The organism is Burkholderia guangdongensis (assembly GCF_013403875.1).
In the GTDB taxonomy this organism is placed as follows: domain Bacteria; phylum Pseudomonadota; class Gammaproteobacteria; order Burkholderiales; family Burkholderiaceae; genus Burkholderia; species Burkholderia guangdongensis.
Window position 1 is genome coordinate 415,595 of sequence record NZ_JACBNX010000001.1, and the last position, 16,144, is coordinate 431,738.

At 68.7% G+C, this 16,144-nt stretch carries 16 protein-coding genes; 6 read left to right on the top strand and 10 right to left on the bottom strand.

All coding sequences use genetic code 11. The features are described from left to right. Positions 1-84: 84 nt before the first annotated feature. From acs to HZI36_RS01785, 6 genes are all read right to left on the bottom strand, one after another. Positions 85-2,145, bottom strand: coding sequence for an acetate--CoA ligase (acs, locus tag HZI36_RS01760; RefSeq protein ID WP_179400881.1), 2,061 nt, complete (start codon positions 2,143-2,145; stop codon positions 85-87). Positions 2,146-2,276: 131 nt separating this feature from the next. Further along, complete coding sequence (locus HZI36_RS01765) at positions 2,277-2,855, bottom strand: acetate uptake transporter (protein ID WP_179400882.1); 579 nt, start codon at positions 2,853-2,855, stop codon at positions 2,277-2,279. A 298-nt stretch (positions 2,856-3,153) separates the two neighbouring features. Further along, positions 3,154-3,474 carry a pyrimidine/purine nucleoside phosphorylase gene (ppnP, locus tag HZI36_RS01770; protein ID WP_179400883.1) on the bottom strand — a complete coding sequence of 107 codons (321 nt, stop codon included), beginning with the start codon at positions 3,472-3,474 and terminating at the stop codon, positions 3,154-3,156. A 169-nt stretch (positions 3,475-3,643) separates the two neighbouring features. Next, the gene (locus tag HZI36_RS01775) at positions 3,644-3,967 is read right to left on the bottom strand and encodes a Rieske (2Fe-2S) protein (RefSeq protein ID WP_179400884.1); all 324 of its coding nucleotides are present in this window, start codon (positions 3,965-3,967) and stop codon (positions 3,644-3,646) included. Next, entirely contained in the window at positions 3,964-4,704 is a 741-nt protein-coding gene (locus HZI36_RS01780; RefSeq protein ID WP_179400885.1) for a DsbA family oxidoreductase, read from the bottom strand. The genes HZI36_RS01775 and HZI36_RS01780 overlap by 4 nt, the downstream gene beginning before the upstream one ends. 151 nt (positions 4,705-4,855) lie before the next feature. Further along, on the bottom strand, positions 4,856-6,391 hold the full coding sequence (locus tag HZI36_RS01785) for a DHA2 family efflux MFS transporter permease subunit (RefSeq protein WP_425485189.1): 1,536 nt from the start codon (positions 6,389-6,391) through the stop codon (positions 4,856-4,858). Positions 6,392-6,532: 141 nt separating this feature from the next. Between HZI36_RS01785 and HZI36_RS01790 the strand changes: the two genes are divergently transcribed. After that, on the top strand, positions 6,533-6,973 hold the full coding sequence (locus tag HZI36_RS01790) for a MarR family winged helix-turn-helix transcriptional regulator (protein ID WP_179400886.1): 441 nt from the start codon (positions 6,533-6,535) through the stop codon (positions 6,971-6,973). Positions 6,974-7,102: 129 nt separating this feature from the next. Here the strand turns inward: HZI36_RS01790 and HZI36_RS01795 are convergent, their stop codons facing one another. After that, positions 7,103-8,374, bottom strand: coding sequence for a hypothetical protein (locus tag HZI36_RS01795; protein ID WP_179400887.1), 1,272 nt, complete (start codon positions 8,372-8,374; stop codon positions 7,103-7,105). Positions 8,375-8,615: 241 nt separating this feature from the next. Here HZI36_RS01795 and HZI36_RS01800 point away from each other — a divergent pair, with 241 nt between their 5' ends. The 4 genes from HZI36_RS01800 (at position 8,616) to HZI36_RS01815 (ending at position 11,884) form a co-directional block, all read left to right on the top strand. After that, on the top strand, positions 8,616-9,821 hold the full coding sequence (locus HZI36_RS01800; RefSeq protein WP_179400888.1) for a helix-turn-helix transcriptional regulator: 1,206 nt from the start codon (positions 8,616-8,618) through the stop codon (positions 9,819-9,821). A gap of 73 nt (positions 9,822-9,894) precedes the next feature. Then, on the top strand, positions 9,895-10,509 hold the full coding sequence (locus tag HZI36_RS01805; RefSeq protein WP_179400889.1) for an HAD-IA family hydrolase: 615 nt from the start codon (positions 9,895-9,897) through the stop codon (positions 10,507-10,509). Between the two features lie 122 nt (positions 10,510-10,631). Then, positions 10,632-11,096, top strand: a complete 465-nt coding sequence (locus tag HZI36_RS01810; protein WP_179400890.1) for a hypothetical protein — start codon at positions 10,632-10,634, stop codon at positions 11,094-11,096. Positions 11,097-11,143: 47 nt separating this feature from the next. Then, positions 11,144-11,884: an SH3 domain-containing protein gene (locus tag HZI36_RS01815; protein ID WP_179400891.1), complete on the top strand. Its 741-nt coding sequence runs from the start codon at positions 11,144-11,146 to the stop codon at positions 11,882-11,884. A 121-nt stretch (positions 11,885-12,005) separates the two neighbouring features. Here the strand turns inward: HZI36_RS01815 and HZI36_RS01820 are convergent, their stop codons facing one another. After that, entirely contained in the window at positions 12,006-12,539 is a 534-nt protein-coding gene (locus HZI36_RS01820) for a cytochrome b (protein WP_179400892.1), read from the bottom strand. A 313-nt stretch (positions 12,540-12,852) separates the two neighbouring features. On the opposite strand from HZI36_RS01820, the gene HZI36_RS01825 reads away from it, so the two are divergent. Next, positions 12,853-13,290 (top strand): hypothetical protein, encoded by a 438-nt coding sequence (locus tag HZI36_RS01825; RefSeq protein ID WP_179400893.1) that lies wholly within the window; start codon positions 12,853-12,855, stop codon positions 13,288-13,290. Positions 13,291-13,498: 208 nt separating this feature from the next. Here the strand turns inward: HZI36_RS01825 and HZI36_RS01830 are convergent, their stop codons facing one another. Then, entirely contained in the window at positions 13,499-14,518 is a 1,020-nt protein-coding gene (locus tag HZI36_RS01830; RefSeq protein ID WP_179400894.1) for an Ldh family oxidoreductase, read from the bottom strand. Then, entirely contained in the window at positions 14,511-16,103 is a 1,593-nt protein-coding gene (locus HZI36_RS01835; protein ID WP_179400895.1) for an aldehyde dehydrogenase (NADP(+)), read from the bottom strand. Before HZI36_RS01835 ends, HZI36_RS01830 begins: the two co-directional genes overlap by 8 nt. Between the last annotated feature and the right edge of the window lie 41 nt (positions 16,104-16,144).

Sequence of the window (16,144 nt, forward strand, 5' to 3'; positions counted from 1 at the left end):
GGGCGTGATGCTGCGGGCGTAATGCGTCGGGCGCGCTGACGGTGTGGCTGGCCCGGGTTGATTCGCCAGCGCGCGGGACTTCCGCTACTTCACAAGCGTACGCAAACTATCGACGATCTCCGGATTCGCCAGCGTCGAAACATCTCCGGGATCCTGATGATTCGACAGTGCCGCGAGCACGCGCCGCATGATCTTGCCCGACCGGGTCTTCGGCATGTCCGGCACGATCAGCACGCGATGCGGTTTCGCGATCGCGCCGATCCTGTCGACCACCGAATCCGACACCAGCTTCGCGACGTGCTTCGACGCTTCCACGCCGGGCTTCAGCGAAACATAGAGCTCGGGCACCCGGCCCTTGATCTCGTCGGCAACCGGCACGACCGCGGCTTCGACGACATCGGGAACCAGCAGCGCCGCCGACTCGATTTCCTTCGTGCCGAGGCGATGGCCCGCGACGTTGATCACGTCGTCGATGCGCCCGAGAATCCGGAAGTAGCCGTCCGCCGCGTCGACCGCGCCATCACCCGCCATATACGGCCAGTCGCGCCAGTCCTTGCTGTCGGGGTTCTTGCAGTACCGCGCGTAATACGTCTTCACGTAGCGCTCCGGCGCCTTCCAGATCGTCTGGAACGCGCCTGGCCACGGATTGCGGATGCAGATGTTGCCGGCCTTGCCGGAGCCTTGCACGAGCTCGTTGCCGTCGTCGTCGTAAATCACCGGATGTATGCCCGGAATCCCCGGCCCGGCGCTCCCCGGCTTCATCCGATGCAGCGCCGGCAACGTGCTGCACAGGAACCCGCCCGTTTCCGTCTGCCACCACGTGTCGACGATCACTGCCTCGCCCTTGCCGACCGACTGGTGATACCACTTCCACACTTCGGGCTCGATCGGCTCGCCGACGGTCGTCATGTGCTTGAAGTGATAATGGTACTTCGCCGGCTCGTCCGGGCCGCTGCGCCGCAGCGCGCGGATCGCGGTCGGCGACGTGTGGAAGATGTTCACGCCGAGGCTTTCGGCGATCCGCCATGGCCGCCCGGCATCGGGGTAGGTCGGCAGGCCTTCGTACACGACCGACGACGCGCCGAGCGCGAGCGGGCCGTAAACGATGTACGAGTGCCCGGTGATCCAGCCGATGTCGGCCATGCACCAGTACACGTCCTCGGGGTGGATGTCCTGGATGTTTTTCGATGTCCACGCAACGTACGACAGATAGCCGCCGGTCGAGTGCTGGCAGCCCTTCGGGCGCCCGGTGGTGCCGCTCGAGTACATCAGGAACAGCGGTGCTTCCGCCGGCATCGGCACGGGCTCGACGCGCTGGCCGCGGAACGCGCCGAGCGCGTCGTTCACGATCACGTCGCGTCCTACGACGAGCGGCGTCGGGCTCGAGTACTTGCCCGGGTGACGCTGCCAGATCAGCACCTTCTCGGCCTGGTGGCCTTTCCCGGCCGCTTCGGCGTACGCGGTGTCGGCCTTCTCCTTGTGATCGAGCAGCTTGCCGGCGCGGTAATACCCATCCATCGTGATCAGCACGCGGCTTTCCGAATCGAGAATGCGGTCCGCGCACGCGGCGCCGCTGAAGCCGCTGAACACCTGCGAGTGAATCACCCCGAGCCGCGCGCACGCGAGCATCGTGATCGGCAGCTCCGCCACCATCGGCATATGCAGTGTCACGCGGTCGCCGGCCTTCAGGCCGCATAGATCGCGCAGCAGCGCGGCGAACTCGTTCACGCGCACATAGAGTTCCTGATACGTGACGTGCTGCACCGCGTCGGTTTCGGATTCGGGCACGAAGTGGATCGCGGCCTTGTTCCGGTACTTCGGCAGATGCCGATCAACGCAGTTGTAGCACGCGTTGAGTCTGCCGCCGACGAACCAGCGCCAGAACGGCGGATGGCTCGCGTCGAACGTGGTCTCCCAGTACTTGTACCAGTCGAGCAGATCCGCGAACTCCTTGAAGCATTCGGGGAATTTGTCGAGCGAGAAGCGTTCGAATATGCCCGCGTCGGTCAGATTGGCCTGCGCGATGAACGAAACGGGCGGCTCGTAGTAGTTCTCTTCAGGCCAGTGCACGGCGATTTGCGCCTCGGAAACATCGGCCGCTCGCCGCTCGTCGGAGGCGCGGCGCGATGACTTGTCTCGTGACATGACGGTTTCTCCTTCCTCCCGGGTGCTTCGGATCACGAAGTATGCCGCTTGCCGACACGTCCGATGCGCGCCGGCAAGCGACTACAAGCGACAACAAGCAACAACAAGCAACAACGATCGGCAACGCGCGATCAGGCCGCTCGCGGATGGGCCTGCGCCCATTCGTGCGTGGGAAGCACGGTATGTCCGAAGCTCTCGTTGATCACCATCGCGGCCGACGCGTAGAACGCCAGCATCGCGGTAATCAGGCCCGCGTAGCCGCCGATCTGCGTGGCCAGGCTCGAACCCATCCATGCGCCGACGGCCAGCAGCAGGAACGTGATCCACAGCGACAGAAACACCAGCTGCACGGACGTGCTCGTGTGCAGGGAGCCGATCCACATATAGAACGTGAAGACGCCCCACACGAACAGATACCAGCCGACGAACGATGGCGGCACCTTGGCGCCGAGCAGCGCGACGAACAGCGCAAACGACCACCAGAACGCGCCGTAACTGAGGAACGCCACCGTGCCGAGCGTGTTGCCGCGCGGAAACTCCATCACACCCGCGATCATCTGCGCGGTGCCGCCGAACGCGAACGCCAGCGCCAGCACGAGGCCCAGCGCATCCGCGTTGTACCAGCCGGCGTTCACCATGCTGAGCATCCATGTGGTGAATGCGAATCCGGCCAGTCCGAGCGGCGCCGGGTTGGAAAACTTACTGTTCATAGACAGCCTCCGTGGGGGTAGTGCCGGGAACACATGTCGGAGGCGATGCGGATGTCCGGGTCGCCACCGAACGCGACCGTGCGACGCTCGCTGCCGATGGCTGCCGATTCGGAAAGATGCGTTGACCCTATTTGCGGCGCGGCCACGGGTGAGCCGGTACGGTCCAACTTAAGTGTAGGTTGCGTTGCGCCGCGCGCAGCGCGGGATCGCACTGATTTGACTGACGAATGGCGGGGCGGGAGAGGAGGCGCGGGGCGACGCCGGAGCCGCTGCGTGCAACGGCTCGGCGTGCTGGGTATTACAGGTAGCTGCAGACGTAGTCGAGCGTATCGATCACGTCGATGTCGAAGCGGCTGTTGCCGGGCACCGAGAACGACTCGCCCGCGCCGTACGTCTTCCATTCGTCGCTGCCGGCGAGGCGGATCCGGCATTGGCCGGCCTGCACTTCCATCAGTTCGGGCGCGTCGGTGCCGAAGTTGAGCGCACCGGGCAGGATCACGCCGAGCGTCTTGCGGGTGCCGTTGGCGAACAGCACGGTGTGCGACACGCACTTGCCGTCGAAATAGACGTTGGCGCGTTTGATAACGGAAACCTGATCGAATTGCGTTGCGGCCGTCATGGCGGTCTTCCTTTGAGTCGTCGTGAATGGATGCGCGGGCTGTCGAACCGGCGCAAGGCCGCCATCATACCGGCTGTGCCGGGCCGTCGAAAGGCGCCTGCCCGCCTGATCCGCCGCCCATCCGCCGCCCGCTGCATTCATCGCGCGGCGCCGGCGGTCGTGCGCCGGATCAGGCGTCGGGCAGGTCGACGACGATGCGCCCGTTGTCGATGCGCACGGTCAATGCGTTCACGCACATCCCGGGCACGCCGGGCACGCCGGGCATTCGGCCGGTCGCGACGTCGAAGCGCAGCCCGTGCGCCGGGCAGCGCAGCAGCGTGCCGTCGAGCGCGCCGCCGGCGAGCGATGCGCCCTGATGCGGGCAGCTGTTCTCGATCGCGTGCAGCGTGCCGTCGATATTGAACACGACGATGCTGTCGCCGTTCGCGAACGCGAGCCGGCGCTGCCCCGGGGGCAGGTCGTCCGTCGCGCAGACGTCGACGGCGCGCGTCATGCCGCTTCCCGGCGAACCAGCGCGCGGCACGCGGCCGCGACGAGCACGTCCGGCGGAACCGCGCCCGACAGCGTCTCGGCGCCGTCGAACACGAACGTCGGCACGCCGTTCGACGCGCGTAGCGCGGCCGGCGGCGCGATCCGCGCGCCGCTCGCTCCGCTGGCTCCGTTCGCGCCGTTCGCATCGGCGCCGAGCACCGCGCGCACGCCGTCCGCCGGCAGCCCGCACGCGACAGCGAGCCGTTCGAGCACAGCCGGATCGCCGATGTCGTCGCCGTCGATGAAGTACGCGGAAAAGATACGGTCGATCAGCGCGGCCTGCAGCCCGTCGGCGCCGGCCGACGCCGCATACGCGGCGACGCGATGCGCGAGCGCGGTGTTCGGCAGCACGCGGATCCGCTCGAACGCGAGCTCGAGCCCGGCGCTGCGCGCGACCGTGCGCACCTGCTCGCGGCGGGCGGCGACGGCGGCCGGGCTGCCGAGCCGGGCGACGTAGAACGCCTGATAGTCGACGCCGGCGCGCGGCGTGTCCGGCAGCAACTGCACGCCGTGCCACGCGACGACCGGCCGGACGTCCCGATCGGCGGTGGCGAGCCGGCGCAGCGCGCGGTCGAGCTGCCGCTTGCCGATCAGGCACCACGGACAGACGAAATCGAACAGCACGTCGATCGTCGGCGCGGCGTGCGGGCCGGCGATGGTGGCGGCAGTGGTGGTGGGGCGAAGCGGAACGGTGGACATCAGCGGGCTCCTCGGACGACGCGCCGCGCAACGGGCGGCCGTGCGGCAACGCGCCCGCGCGAACGTGGGCGCAGGCGTCAGATGATCCTAGCACCGGGCATCGCGCGCGAACCCCTCCGTCTGGGAGGGGGCGGCGGCCGCCGGCCGCGCGTCACTCGAGCGCGGCGTGCGCGAGGTTGTCGTCGGCCGCGCGATGCGTGACCGGCCGGATCAGCAGCAGCAGCGGGATCATCAGCAGCGTCGCGAAGAACATCAGCTTGAAGTCGTTCAGATACGCGATCATCGAGGCCTGCTGGTTGATCGTGCGGTCGAGCAGCGCGACGTCGATGCCGCCGCCCGCGCGCATCATCGCCTGGACCGCCGGATTGAACGGCGTGACCTGCGTCGCGAGATCCGCGTGCGAGATCTGCACGCCGCGGCTCATCAGCGTCTGCACGATCGAGATGCCGATACTGCTGCCGATGTTGCGCATCAGGCTGTAGGTCGCGGTGCCGTCCGCGCGCAGCTCGGGCGACAGCGTCGAGAACGTCAGCGTCGACAGCGGCACGAACACGAGGCCGAGCCCGAAGCCCTGGATCACGCCCGGCCACACGATGTCCGACTCCGACAGCACGAGCGTGTAGCCCATCATCTGCCACAGCGACAGCGCGCACAGCGCGAGCCCGGCGAGCAGCAGCAGCCGCGCGTCGACGTGCTTCAGCAGCTTGCCGACGACCATCATCGCGATCATCGTGCCGACGCCGCTCGGCGCGGTGACGAGGCCGGTCGTCGCGACCGGGTAGCCCATCAGCGTCTGCAGCATCGGCGGCAGCAGCGCGCGCGTCGCGTACAGCACCGCGCCGACGATGAAGATGAACAGCGTGCCGGTCGCGAAATTCGGGTCGCGAAGCAGGGACGACTTGAAGAACGACGCCTTGCCGGCCGTCGCGGTGTGGGCGAGGAAGAACGCGAAGCTGATCGCCGCGATCAACGCCTCGATCTGGATTTCGTGCGAGCCGAACCAGTCGAGCTGTTCGCCGCGATCGAGTAGCGCCTGGAACGCGCCGATCGCGATCGCGAGCGTCGCGAAGCCGAACGCGTCGAGCTTCACGTGCGGGCGAGGCTCGCGCGCCGGCAGGAACGTCATCATGCCGAACAGCGCGAGCGCGCCGATCGGCACGTTGATGAAGAACACCCAGCGCCAGTTGTAGCTGTCGGTCAGCCAGCCGCCGAGCGTCGGGCCGAGAATCGGGCCGACCATCACGCCCATCCCCCAGATCGCCATCGCCTGGCCCTGTTTTTCGCGCGGATTGACGTCGAGCAGGATCGACTGCGACAGCGGCACGAGCGACGCGCCGAACACGCCCTGCAGCAGCCGCGACCCGATGATCTGCACGAGCGATTCGGACAGCCCGCACATCGCCGACGCGATCGTGAAGCCCGCGACCGAGATCAGCAGCAGCTTCTTCACGCTGATGCGGTCGGACAGCCAGCCGGTCAGCGGCGTCGCGATCGCGGCCGCGACGATGTAGGACGTCAGCACCCACGTGATCTCGTCCTGCGATGCCGACAGGCTCCCTTGCATGTGCGGCAGCGCGACGTTCGCGATCGTCGTGTCGAGGGTCTGCATCAGCGTCGCGAGCATGATCGACACGGTCAGCATCGGCCGGTTCAGCGCGGGTTTCGGGGCAGGGGCGGCGGGGGGCAGGCTCAAAATCGTCTCCGTATCGCAATGCGGCCGGCGCAAGGCCGGCCACATCGTAAGCGTGCTTATTATATCCGGGGTTAGCACTTGCCGGAAAATCGGCCCGCACCGCGCCGTGCCGGCGCTTCCCCCTATAATCCGCGGATGGACACGACCTACGAACACCGGTTCGGCTTTCTGATCGGCGACGTGAGCCGGCTGTACGGGCGCCTGTACGACCGGCGCGCGAAGCAGCTGGGCCTGACGCGCGCGCAAAGCCGCGTGCTCGCGTATTTGACCTGGAAGGGCGAGATGAATCAGGCGCGGCTCGCGGAATGGCTCGACATCACGCCGATCTCGCTGACGCGGCTGCTCGACCGGATGGAGATCTACGGCTGGATCGAGCGCGTCGCGAGCGACGGCGACCGGCGCGCGTTCGTGATCCGGCTCACGCGCAAGGCGCGCGGAATCTTTCCGCGGATGCTCGAGGTCGGCGACACGATCGCCGAGGATGGGCTCAAGGGGCTGACGCGGGACGAAAGCGACACGCTGATCCGGCTGCTCGGGCGCGTGCGGAACAATCTCGCCGACAACATCGGCGAGTGAGCGCGGGGTGGGTGCGGGACGGGCGCGGGACGGGCGCGCGGATTGCGCCCAATGTGTGCCCGATGCGCGCCCGACGTGCGCCCGACGTGCGCCGAGACTGAGCGGCGCGCACCCCGCGCGCCGCATCGGTCACTGCTTCGTGCAAAGGCCCTGCACGAAGAAGCCGTTGCCGTTCACTTCGTCGAGGTAGTAGATGTTCGTCGACGATACCGGCAGGAACACCATCGCGCTCTGCACGGTCTGCCCGTTGCTGGTGTTGCTTAGCAGGCCCGCCATCAGGCCGTTGACCCCGTTCGCATAGGTCGGCGTGTTCGCCGACGCAGCCGCATTGAACGTCGCGTTGTAGGTCAGCGTGACCGGGCTGTCGCTCGTGTTTGCCGGCGTCATCGTCGTGCCGGCGATCGTCACGTTCGTCGCGACGACGTTGCCGAGCAACTGGTTGTTGTCGTTCGTGTTCGGCTCCGAGCAGATCCATGCGCCGTCGTACGTGCCGCTCGTCAGCGCCTGCGTCGATTGCAGCACCCACGAGCCGGTGCGGAACGTGCCTTCGCTGTTCGTGCCGGCCTGGTCGAGCATCAGCGTGTTCGCGCCGCCGCTCGTGCTGACGAACAGGCGGCCGAACGACGCGCCGTTCATCGTCACGTCGAACGCGCCAGGATAGGTCGTCTGGTCCGGATCGACCGCAATCGTGCCGGTGTCGGCGGTGCTCGTGTTCGCGTCGTCCATGCAGGTCGGCGAATACGCCTGGCTCGGACACGCGCGGAACGTGCCGTCCCCGTTGATCTTGATCTGGCCGCTGTCCACGCTCTGATCGCCGCTCGGCACGCCGCTCGCCGTGTAGTTGCCCGACAGCTTGATGAAGCTGTACGTGCCCGCGAGGCCCGCGACCGTCGTCACGCCGTTGTTCGACGCGGTGACCTGCCCGCTCAGCAGGCCGTTGCCGGCCTTCACGTTCGGCACGTTGGTCATCTGGCCCGTCAGCGTGCCCTTGTTGCTGCCGTCGGCCGTCACCGTGAACTGCAGGCCGACCGCGTTCGCGCCGGCGGACAGCGCGGCCGGCACGGTGCCGCTCGCCTGGAAGCCGCTGATCACGTAGTGGCCGTTCGTCAGCGTGTAGGTGCCGACGAGCTTGCCGGCGAGGCCGAACTGCGAGTTGACGAAAGTCGTCGTGATCTGGCCTTTCGACGGCGCATCGATCTGCACCGAGATCGTGTCGCCGAAGCTGACGGTGCCGATGTAGGTCTGCTGGGCCGCGAGCGGCTGCGCCTGCGGGCTGCTGGCCGGCGGGTTCGACGATTGATTGTCGTTCGAGCCGTTGTTGTTGCTGTTGTTGTCGCCGCCGCCGCCGCCGCATGCGGAAAGGGCTGCGCACACCCCGATGCAGATCAGTGTCTTTTTCATTTCATGTTTCCGATTGGTCGTTTGGATTTGCGGTTCTTCAAAAACCTTTCTATTTGTCGCGCGGCGCTTTAAAGCCGGTTCGGCAACGATCGAATAACCGTGCGAACGGCGGGCATTATTTCGATTCAGGCCGGCGTTGTGGCATTCTCACGGGTGTTCGTCGGATTCGCATGATCAAAACTGATCACGCATACAGAAAATATCGCCTGAGAGACCAAAGGCAAGCACGGGGAACGCCTGTATGTCGCAAAAGGAAATCAAGACCGGCGACGCCGATGCGCTCGACGGGATTCTGGTTCGCTTCTACGATTCGGTGCTCGAGCCGGATGCGCTGCTCGATGCACTGACGGCTTTCGATCGCTGGATCGGCAGCAGCGTCGCGCATCTGGTCGCATGGGATTCGGCGACGCAGACCGCGCCGCTGAGCCTGATGACGCGGCCGGAATATCTGATGGCCGGCGATGCTTATGCGCAATACTACGGTGCGATCGATCCACGTCGCGCGTTGATGATGCGCCGTCCCGTCGGCGACGTATTTTCGTGCGCGGATCATTTCGACGACCGTTTCGTCGGCCGCGACGAGTTTTATCAGGATCTGCTGATTCCGCACGGCATTCGTTATATCGCCGGCGGCTGTCTTTTTCGCGAAGACACGCTCGATATTTATGTCGCGTTCAATCATTCGATCGGCCAGCCGGCATTTTCTGCGACGCAAAAGCGCGCGATCCGGCGCCTGATGCCGCATCTGAAGCAGACACTGCGGCTGATGATGCGCACCGAATCGCTGCGGGCCGGCCTGTTCGCGGGCGATCGGGCCCTCGATGCGATGGAGCAGGGGGTCGTCGTCATCGATCGGCGCAACGAGGTCGTGTTCTGCAATCGCAGCGCGCAAGCGTGGCTGGGCACGCAGCGGACGGCGCGCGCGTCCGGTCGCCGGATCGAGACCGCGGGCTTCTGGAAAGACGCGCTGCTCGCCGCGATGGAGCGCGTGCGCGTGCATCGCCGCCCGGAGAGCCTGACGGTTCGCGACGCGCGGCAGACGTGGCATCTGACGGTGCTCGCGCTGCCGTCCGCGGAGCGTGGCGCGCCCGCGTTCCGGGCTGCGGACCTGATGCTGACGGTCACGTGCGCGCAGCGGACGGCGGCGGCGACCGAGCGGCAGCTCGCGCAGATGTTCGGCCTGACGCCCGCCGAGGCACGACTCGCGCACGGACTCGCGACGGGCCTGTCGCTCGACGAGCATGCGGCCGCCGGCGGCATCACGACGACGACCGCGCGCAACCAGCTGCGCGCGGTGCTCGCGAAGACCGGACAGCGCCGTCAGCAGGATCTGGTGCGGATGCTCGTATCCCTGCCGTCGTTTGCCGATCAGAGCCCGGTCGATGTCACGACCCTGGGCGAGCCTGGGCCTCGATCGCCGAAGCCGCGCATCGCTGAGGCACAATAGCCAGATCGTTCGCGCGCGGCGCGTCGGGCGCCACATGGCCGCCCGGACGTCTCGCGATCCGGAAGGGGGCGCCATGATCTCGCCGATTGGGCTGCTGCTGTTCGACATGGAAGGCGTGCTGTCCCACTACGACCGCGCCGTGCGCGTCGCGCGGCTGGCGGCGATCACCGGCGCGCCGCCCGACGCGATCCGGCACGCGATCTGGGGTTCCGGGCTCGAGGCGCGCGCCGACGCCGGCGAGCTGTCGCCGGACGACTATCTGACCGCGCTCGGCGATCTGCTGAACTGCCGCGTCACGCGCGACGACTGGCTCGCGTCGCGCCACGCGTCGATCACGCCGAACGACGCGGCGCTCGCGCTCGCCGCGCGGGCCGGCGAACGGCACCGGATCGCGGTGCTGACGAACAACAGCTCGCTCGTCACCGATCACCTCGGCTATCTGAACCCGCCCGTCGCGCGGCTGTTCGGCGCGGACGTGTTTCCGTCGGCGGCGTTCGACGCGGTGAAGCCGGCGGCGCGGACCTATCTGGGCTGCGTCGCGTGCCTCGGCGCGCAGCCGGATGCGACGCTCTTCATCGACGATACCGACGCGAACGTCGCCGGCGCGATCGACGCCGGCCTGCACGGCTACCGGTTCACCGATGCCGATGCACTCGGCGACGAGTTGCGGCGGCGCGGGTTGATCTAACGATCGTCGGTGGCCGGAAACAAACAGTAACCGATCGTGCTGCCGCGAAATTTTACGGAGACATAAGCTAGAAGCGTGCACGGGCGCGTGTCGAGGTCGCCCGGATCGACACTGGAGCTGAAATGAAGCCGATTTCCGCCGCGAAACCCGCGGTTTTCGTCGCCGCCGCCGCTGCCGCCATGCTCGGCGGCTGCTATTACTATCCGGGCCCGTACTACGCGTCGGTGCCGGCCGCGTACACGCAGCGCGACATGCCGGTTTCGCCGGCGCCGGCCAGCGGCGCGGCCGTGAACCCGGGCCCGTACGCGAGCCCCCTGTCGCCGGACTACGGCGAGTCGCCGGTGTACGCGGCGCCGTACCCCTATCCGTATCCCTATCCGTACTACTACCCGCCTTATTACCCCGGCTGGTATGACTGCTGCTGGCCGCCGGTGGCGCTCGGGTTCGGCTTCGGCTTCGGATTCCGCGGTGGCCACGGCGGACATTTCGATGGTCGGCGCGGCGGCGGCCATTTTGGCGGTCATTTCGGCGGCGGCCATATGGGTGGCGGCCATATGGGCGGCGGATCGGGCTGGATCCGGCACTGATCCGGACGCGCGCGGCCGGGCCGGCGGGCCGTGCAGGAGGTGTCATCATGAAAAACGCGATCGTCCGATGCCTGTGCATCGGCTTTCTCGGGCTGCTCGCGCTGCCGGGCGCGGCGTTTGCGCAGACCGAGGCCTACACGAACGGCCCCGCGAACCTGCGCGCCGGGCCCGCGCCCGACTATCCGCTCGTCGCGCAGATTCCGGAAGGCGTGCTCGTCTCCGTGATCGGCTGCGTGAGCGATTACACGTGGTGCGACGTCGCGCTGCCGAACCTGCGCGGCTGGATCTACGCGGGGCGGCTCGACTATCCGTACGAAGGCGGCGAGGTGCCGCTGCTCGATTACGGCGCGACGATCGGCTTCCCGATCGAAGTGTTCGCCATCGATTCGTACTGGGATCAGTTCTATGTGAATCAGCCGTTTTTTCGCGACCGCGATCATTTCCGGCATCGCGTGGGGCCGCGGATGGAGCCGCGCATCGGCCCCGGCGGCATCCCGCCGGCGCACGCGCATCCGCAGATCGAGCGCGGGCCGGGCGGCGTGATCGGGCAGCCGGGCATCAGGCCGTCCGGGCCGCCGGGCGGCTGGGGCGGAGGCCGCGAGCCGCGGCCGCAGGTCGTACAGCCGGGCATTGTGCGTAACCCCGGCGGGCCGATGATGCATGCGCCCGGGCCGGCCCCGCGCGTGACGGTGACGTTGCCGCCGCCGGGCCGGCAGGGTGGCGGAGGCGGCGGTGAGCGCGGCGCCGTCCGCGAAGGGGGCGGCGGCCACGGCGGCAGTCTGGATTAGCGGCACGACTGACCGCGGGCGCACGAGATAAAAAGACCCGGCAGCGCCGGGCTCGAAGCGGGCGACGCGTCCGGACGGCACGGCCGTCGTCCGGCGCGACGTCGCCCGGCGTGGAACGGGTTCAGAACATCCGGTCGAGCACGCCGTCGCGCATCACGAAGCGATGCGCGAGCGCCGCGCATGCGTGCAGGCCGATCAGGATCACGAACGCGGTTGCCATCGCGCTGTGCCACTCGCCGATTGCCGCGCCGAGCGAGTGCGGCGCGGCGAGCGTCGGCAGCGCGAGCGACTGGCCGAGGCCGACGGTCCAGCCGCGGCCGTTCGCGTTCAGCCAGCCGAGCAGCGGCACCACGATCAGCCCCAGATAGAGCAGCTTGTGCGTCGCGTTCGCGACGAGCGCGAGCGCCGGATGCTGGTCGACCGGCGCAATGCCGCGCCGCGCGCCGGACCAGAACAGGCGCGGCACCGCGATCAGCAGCAACAGCACGCCGACGTCGACGTGCAGCAGCATCAGGCCGAGTGGCTTCGACATCGAGTCGGCGTCGGGCATCGTCCAGCCGAGTGCGAACTGCACGACGATCAGCAGCATCGTCGCCCAGTGAAACAGGCGGGTCAGCAGGTCGTGGCGCGACGTGGCGGCGGGGGTGGTGGGCATGATCGGCCTCCGGAGCGGTTGCGCGGCCCGGACGCCCGGCGCGCCGGCATGGCGCGTCGCGGGCGGGCCGCGGATGAGGCGATCATCGGGGCGGGTGGCTTATCGGAACCTTAAGGGCATGCGGGTGCTCAAGAGGGCGCAGGCAGTGACCCTCGGCAGCGGCGGGCGCGGCGGCGGGTGGGGCGGCGGGTGGGGCGGGCCGCCCGATCGCTTTTCTGTTACAAATCTTGCAAACGGGCGACGTTTCAGAAACAAAATGCCGCGTGCCGCTTGGATATACTTCGCCGCGTTCAAACGCGAAGGGCTTTCCAAAATGTCGAAGAAAATCATCCAGATTCTCGCCGTCGCGGCGCTGACCGCCGCGGCTTCCCTGCCGGCAGTCGCAGGCGACCTGAACAACGCGCTCGGCGGCGGCCTCGGCGGCGCGGCCGGCGCGGCGATCGGCGGCGCGGTCGGCGGCAGCACGGGTTCGGTGATCGGCGGCGCGATCGGCGGTGGCGCCGGCGGCGCGGTCACGTCGAACCGTCGCGAGCGCACCGGCGCGATCATCGGCGGCGCGCTCGGCGGCGGCGCCGGCACCGCGGCGGGCAACGCGATGGGCGGCCGCGCGGGCGGGATCGTCGGCGGCGGGATGGGCGGCGCCGCCGGCGCGGCGCTCGGCGGCCACGTGTCGCGCTCGAACTCGTACGCGCACGACTATCGCCGCGGGTATCACGGCAAGCGTCATCACGGGCATCGTCACTGGGACTGATCCGGACCAGCTGTGAGCCCCAGCGGGGCGACGCGATGGCCGCGTCGCCCCGTGTCGTTTGTAGGCGTCGTTTGTGAGTGTCGGTTGTAGGCGTCGTTTGTGGGCAAGATCGACGCGCAACGAGCGTCGCCAAGACCGGCGGCGCGCCGTCAGCGCGTCATTGACGGCACGCTCGGCGTCACGTCCGGCAGACATGCGCCGCCGCCGGTCAATCGAGCAGCGTCAGGATTTCGTCGTACAGCGCGCGCGGCACCCGCACGCCGTTCGCCTCGCTCCGGCGCCGCGCATCGAAGCGCCGCTGCGACGGCAGCCGCGCACCCTGCGCGACGATCGACTCGAGCATCCGCTCGCCGCGCGCGAGCCCGGCGTCGAGTTCGTCGCCGAGAAACACCTTCGGATCGAACGCGATCACGAGCTCGCCGTGGCACGGCGTCGCGCCGACGCCTTCGTCGAACGCCATCGACTCCTGGCTCGTCATGTCGCCGATCAGCGCGCCGCCGAGCAGCTCGACCATCGCCGCGAGCGCCGAACCCTTGTGCCCGCCGAACGTGCGCATCGCGCCTTGCAGCGCGGCCTTCGGATCGGTGGTTGGCGCGCCGTCAGGGCCGATCGCCCAGTGCGACGGAATCGGCTTGCCCTGTTTCGCGTGCAGCTCGATGTCGCCGCGCGCGATCGCGCTCGTCGCGAAGTCGAACACGAACGGCACGCCGCCCGGGCGCGGCCACGCGAACGCGATCGGGTTCGTGCCGAACACCGGCTTCGACCCGCCCTCGGGCGCGACCCAGCTATGGCTCGGATTCATCGCGATGGCCGCCAGCCCGTGCGCCGCGATCGCTTCGACCTCCGGCCACAGCGCCGAGAAGTGGTAGCAGTGGTTGATCGCCATCGCGGCGATGCCGAATTGCTTCGCCATCCGGACGAGTTCCGGCAGCCCCGTCTCGAAACTCAGCAGCGAGAAGCCGCGATGCGCGTCGACCGACACGATGCACGGCGACAGCGCGCGCATCGTCGGCACGGCCTGCGGATCGACCTTGCCCTGCTTCAGCGAGCGCACGCAGACGAGCAGCCGGTACACGCCGTGCGAATGGCACTCATCGCGCTGGCCCTGCGTGATCACGTTCGCGATCGCGCGCGCGTGCGCGTCGGACATCCCGTTGTGCGTGAGTACGCGCAGCGCGAGCGCGTGCACGTCGTCGAGCGACAGGACGACTTCAGCCGAATCAGCCATGATTCGCCTCCCGCGCGGCGACGACGCCGTCGATGCGTTGCGCGACGTTCAGCGGATTGCCGTCGCGCAGCGCTGGCGGCAGCAGCGCGGCCGGCACGTCCTGATACGACACCGGGCGCAGGAAGCGCTCGATCGCGCGCGCGCCGACCGACGTCGTGCGCGTGTCGGACGTCGCCGGGAACGGGCCGCCGTGCACCATCGCATGGCCGACCTCGACGCCGGTGCCGAAGCCGTTCACGAGGATCCGGCCGGCCTTGCGCTCGAGCGTCGGCAGCAGCGTGCGGAACAGCGGCGCGTCGTCGTCGTCGAGGTGCGCGGCGATCGTCAACTGGCCTTCGAGCGACTTCAGCACGCGATGCAGCGTGCCGGCGTCCGCGCAGCGGACGATCAGCGACGCCGGGCCGAACACCTCGTCGCGCAATTCGATGCATTCCATGAACGCGTCGGCCGACGTCGCGAACAGCGCGGCGCGCGCCTGATAGGCGCCGCCCTGCGCGCCTTCGGCGAGCGTGTCGACCGCGTCGTGCGCGCGCAGTTTCGCGACGCCGTCGCAGTAGGCCGCGTGGATCTGCGGCGTCAGCATCGTCTGCGCGGCGGCGGCGTCGAGCGCGGCGGCCGCCGTTTGCTCGAACGCGCGCAGCGCCGGGCCGTCGACCGCGAGGATCAGCCCCGGGTTCGTGCAGAACTGGCCGGCGCCGAGCGTCAGCGACGCCACGAACTGCGGCGCGATCGCTTCGCCGCGCGTCGCGACCGCGCCGGGCATCAGCAGCACCGGATTGATCGAGCTCATTTCGGCATACACGGGAATCGGCTCGTGGCGCGCGGCCGCGATATGCATCAGCGCGACGCCGCCGCGGCGCGAGCCGGTGAAGCCGACCGCCTTGATTCGCGGATCGGCGACGAGCGCCTGGCCGATCTCGCGCGACGCGTCGAACAGCAGCGAGAACGTGCCGTCCGGCATCCCGCATTCGCGCACCGCCTGCTGGATCGCGCGGCCGACGAGCTCGGACGTGCCCGGATGCGCGGAGTGCGCCTTCACGATCACCGGGCAGCCGGCCGCGAGCGCGGACGCGGTATCGCCGCCCGCGACCGAGAAGGCGAGCGGGAAGTTCGATGCGCCGAACACCGCGACCGGCCCGATCGCGACGTTGCGCAGCCGCAGGTCGACGCGCGGCAGTGGTTTGCGGTCCGGGCGCGCCGGATCGATCCGCGCGTCGAGGAAGCCGCCGTCGCGCACGATCTGCGCGAACAGCGCGAGCTGGCCGACCGTGCGGCCGCGCTCGCCTTCGACGCGCGCGCGCGGCAGCCCCGATTCGGCGACGCAGCGGTCGATCAGTTCGTCGCCGAGCGCGAGGATCTGGCGGCCGATCGCGTCGAGGAATGCGGCGCGCGCTTCGAGGCCGGTTTCGCGATAGAGGTCGAACGCGTCGTCCGCGAGTGTGCACGCGGTGTCGAGGTCGTGCAGGCTCGCGCCGCCGAACGCGGGCTCGAGCGGCTCGCCGGTCGCAGCCGCGATCCCGCGTAACGTGCCGTTCTGTCCGGACACCGCGGATTGGCCGATCAGAAGCTGGCCTGTCAGTCGCATGGGGTTCTCCTTGGGGAAAGCCGGTGCCCCGCTGCCGGTTG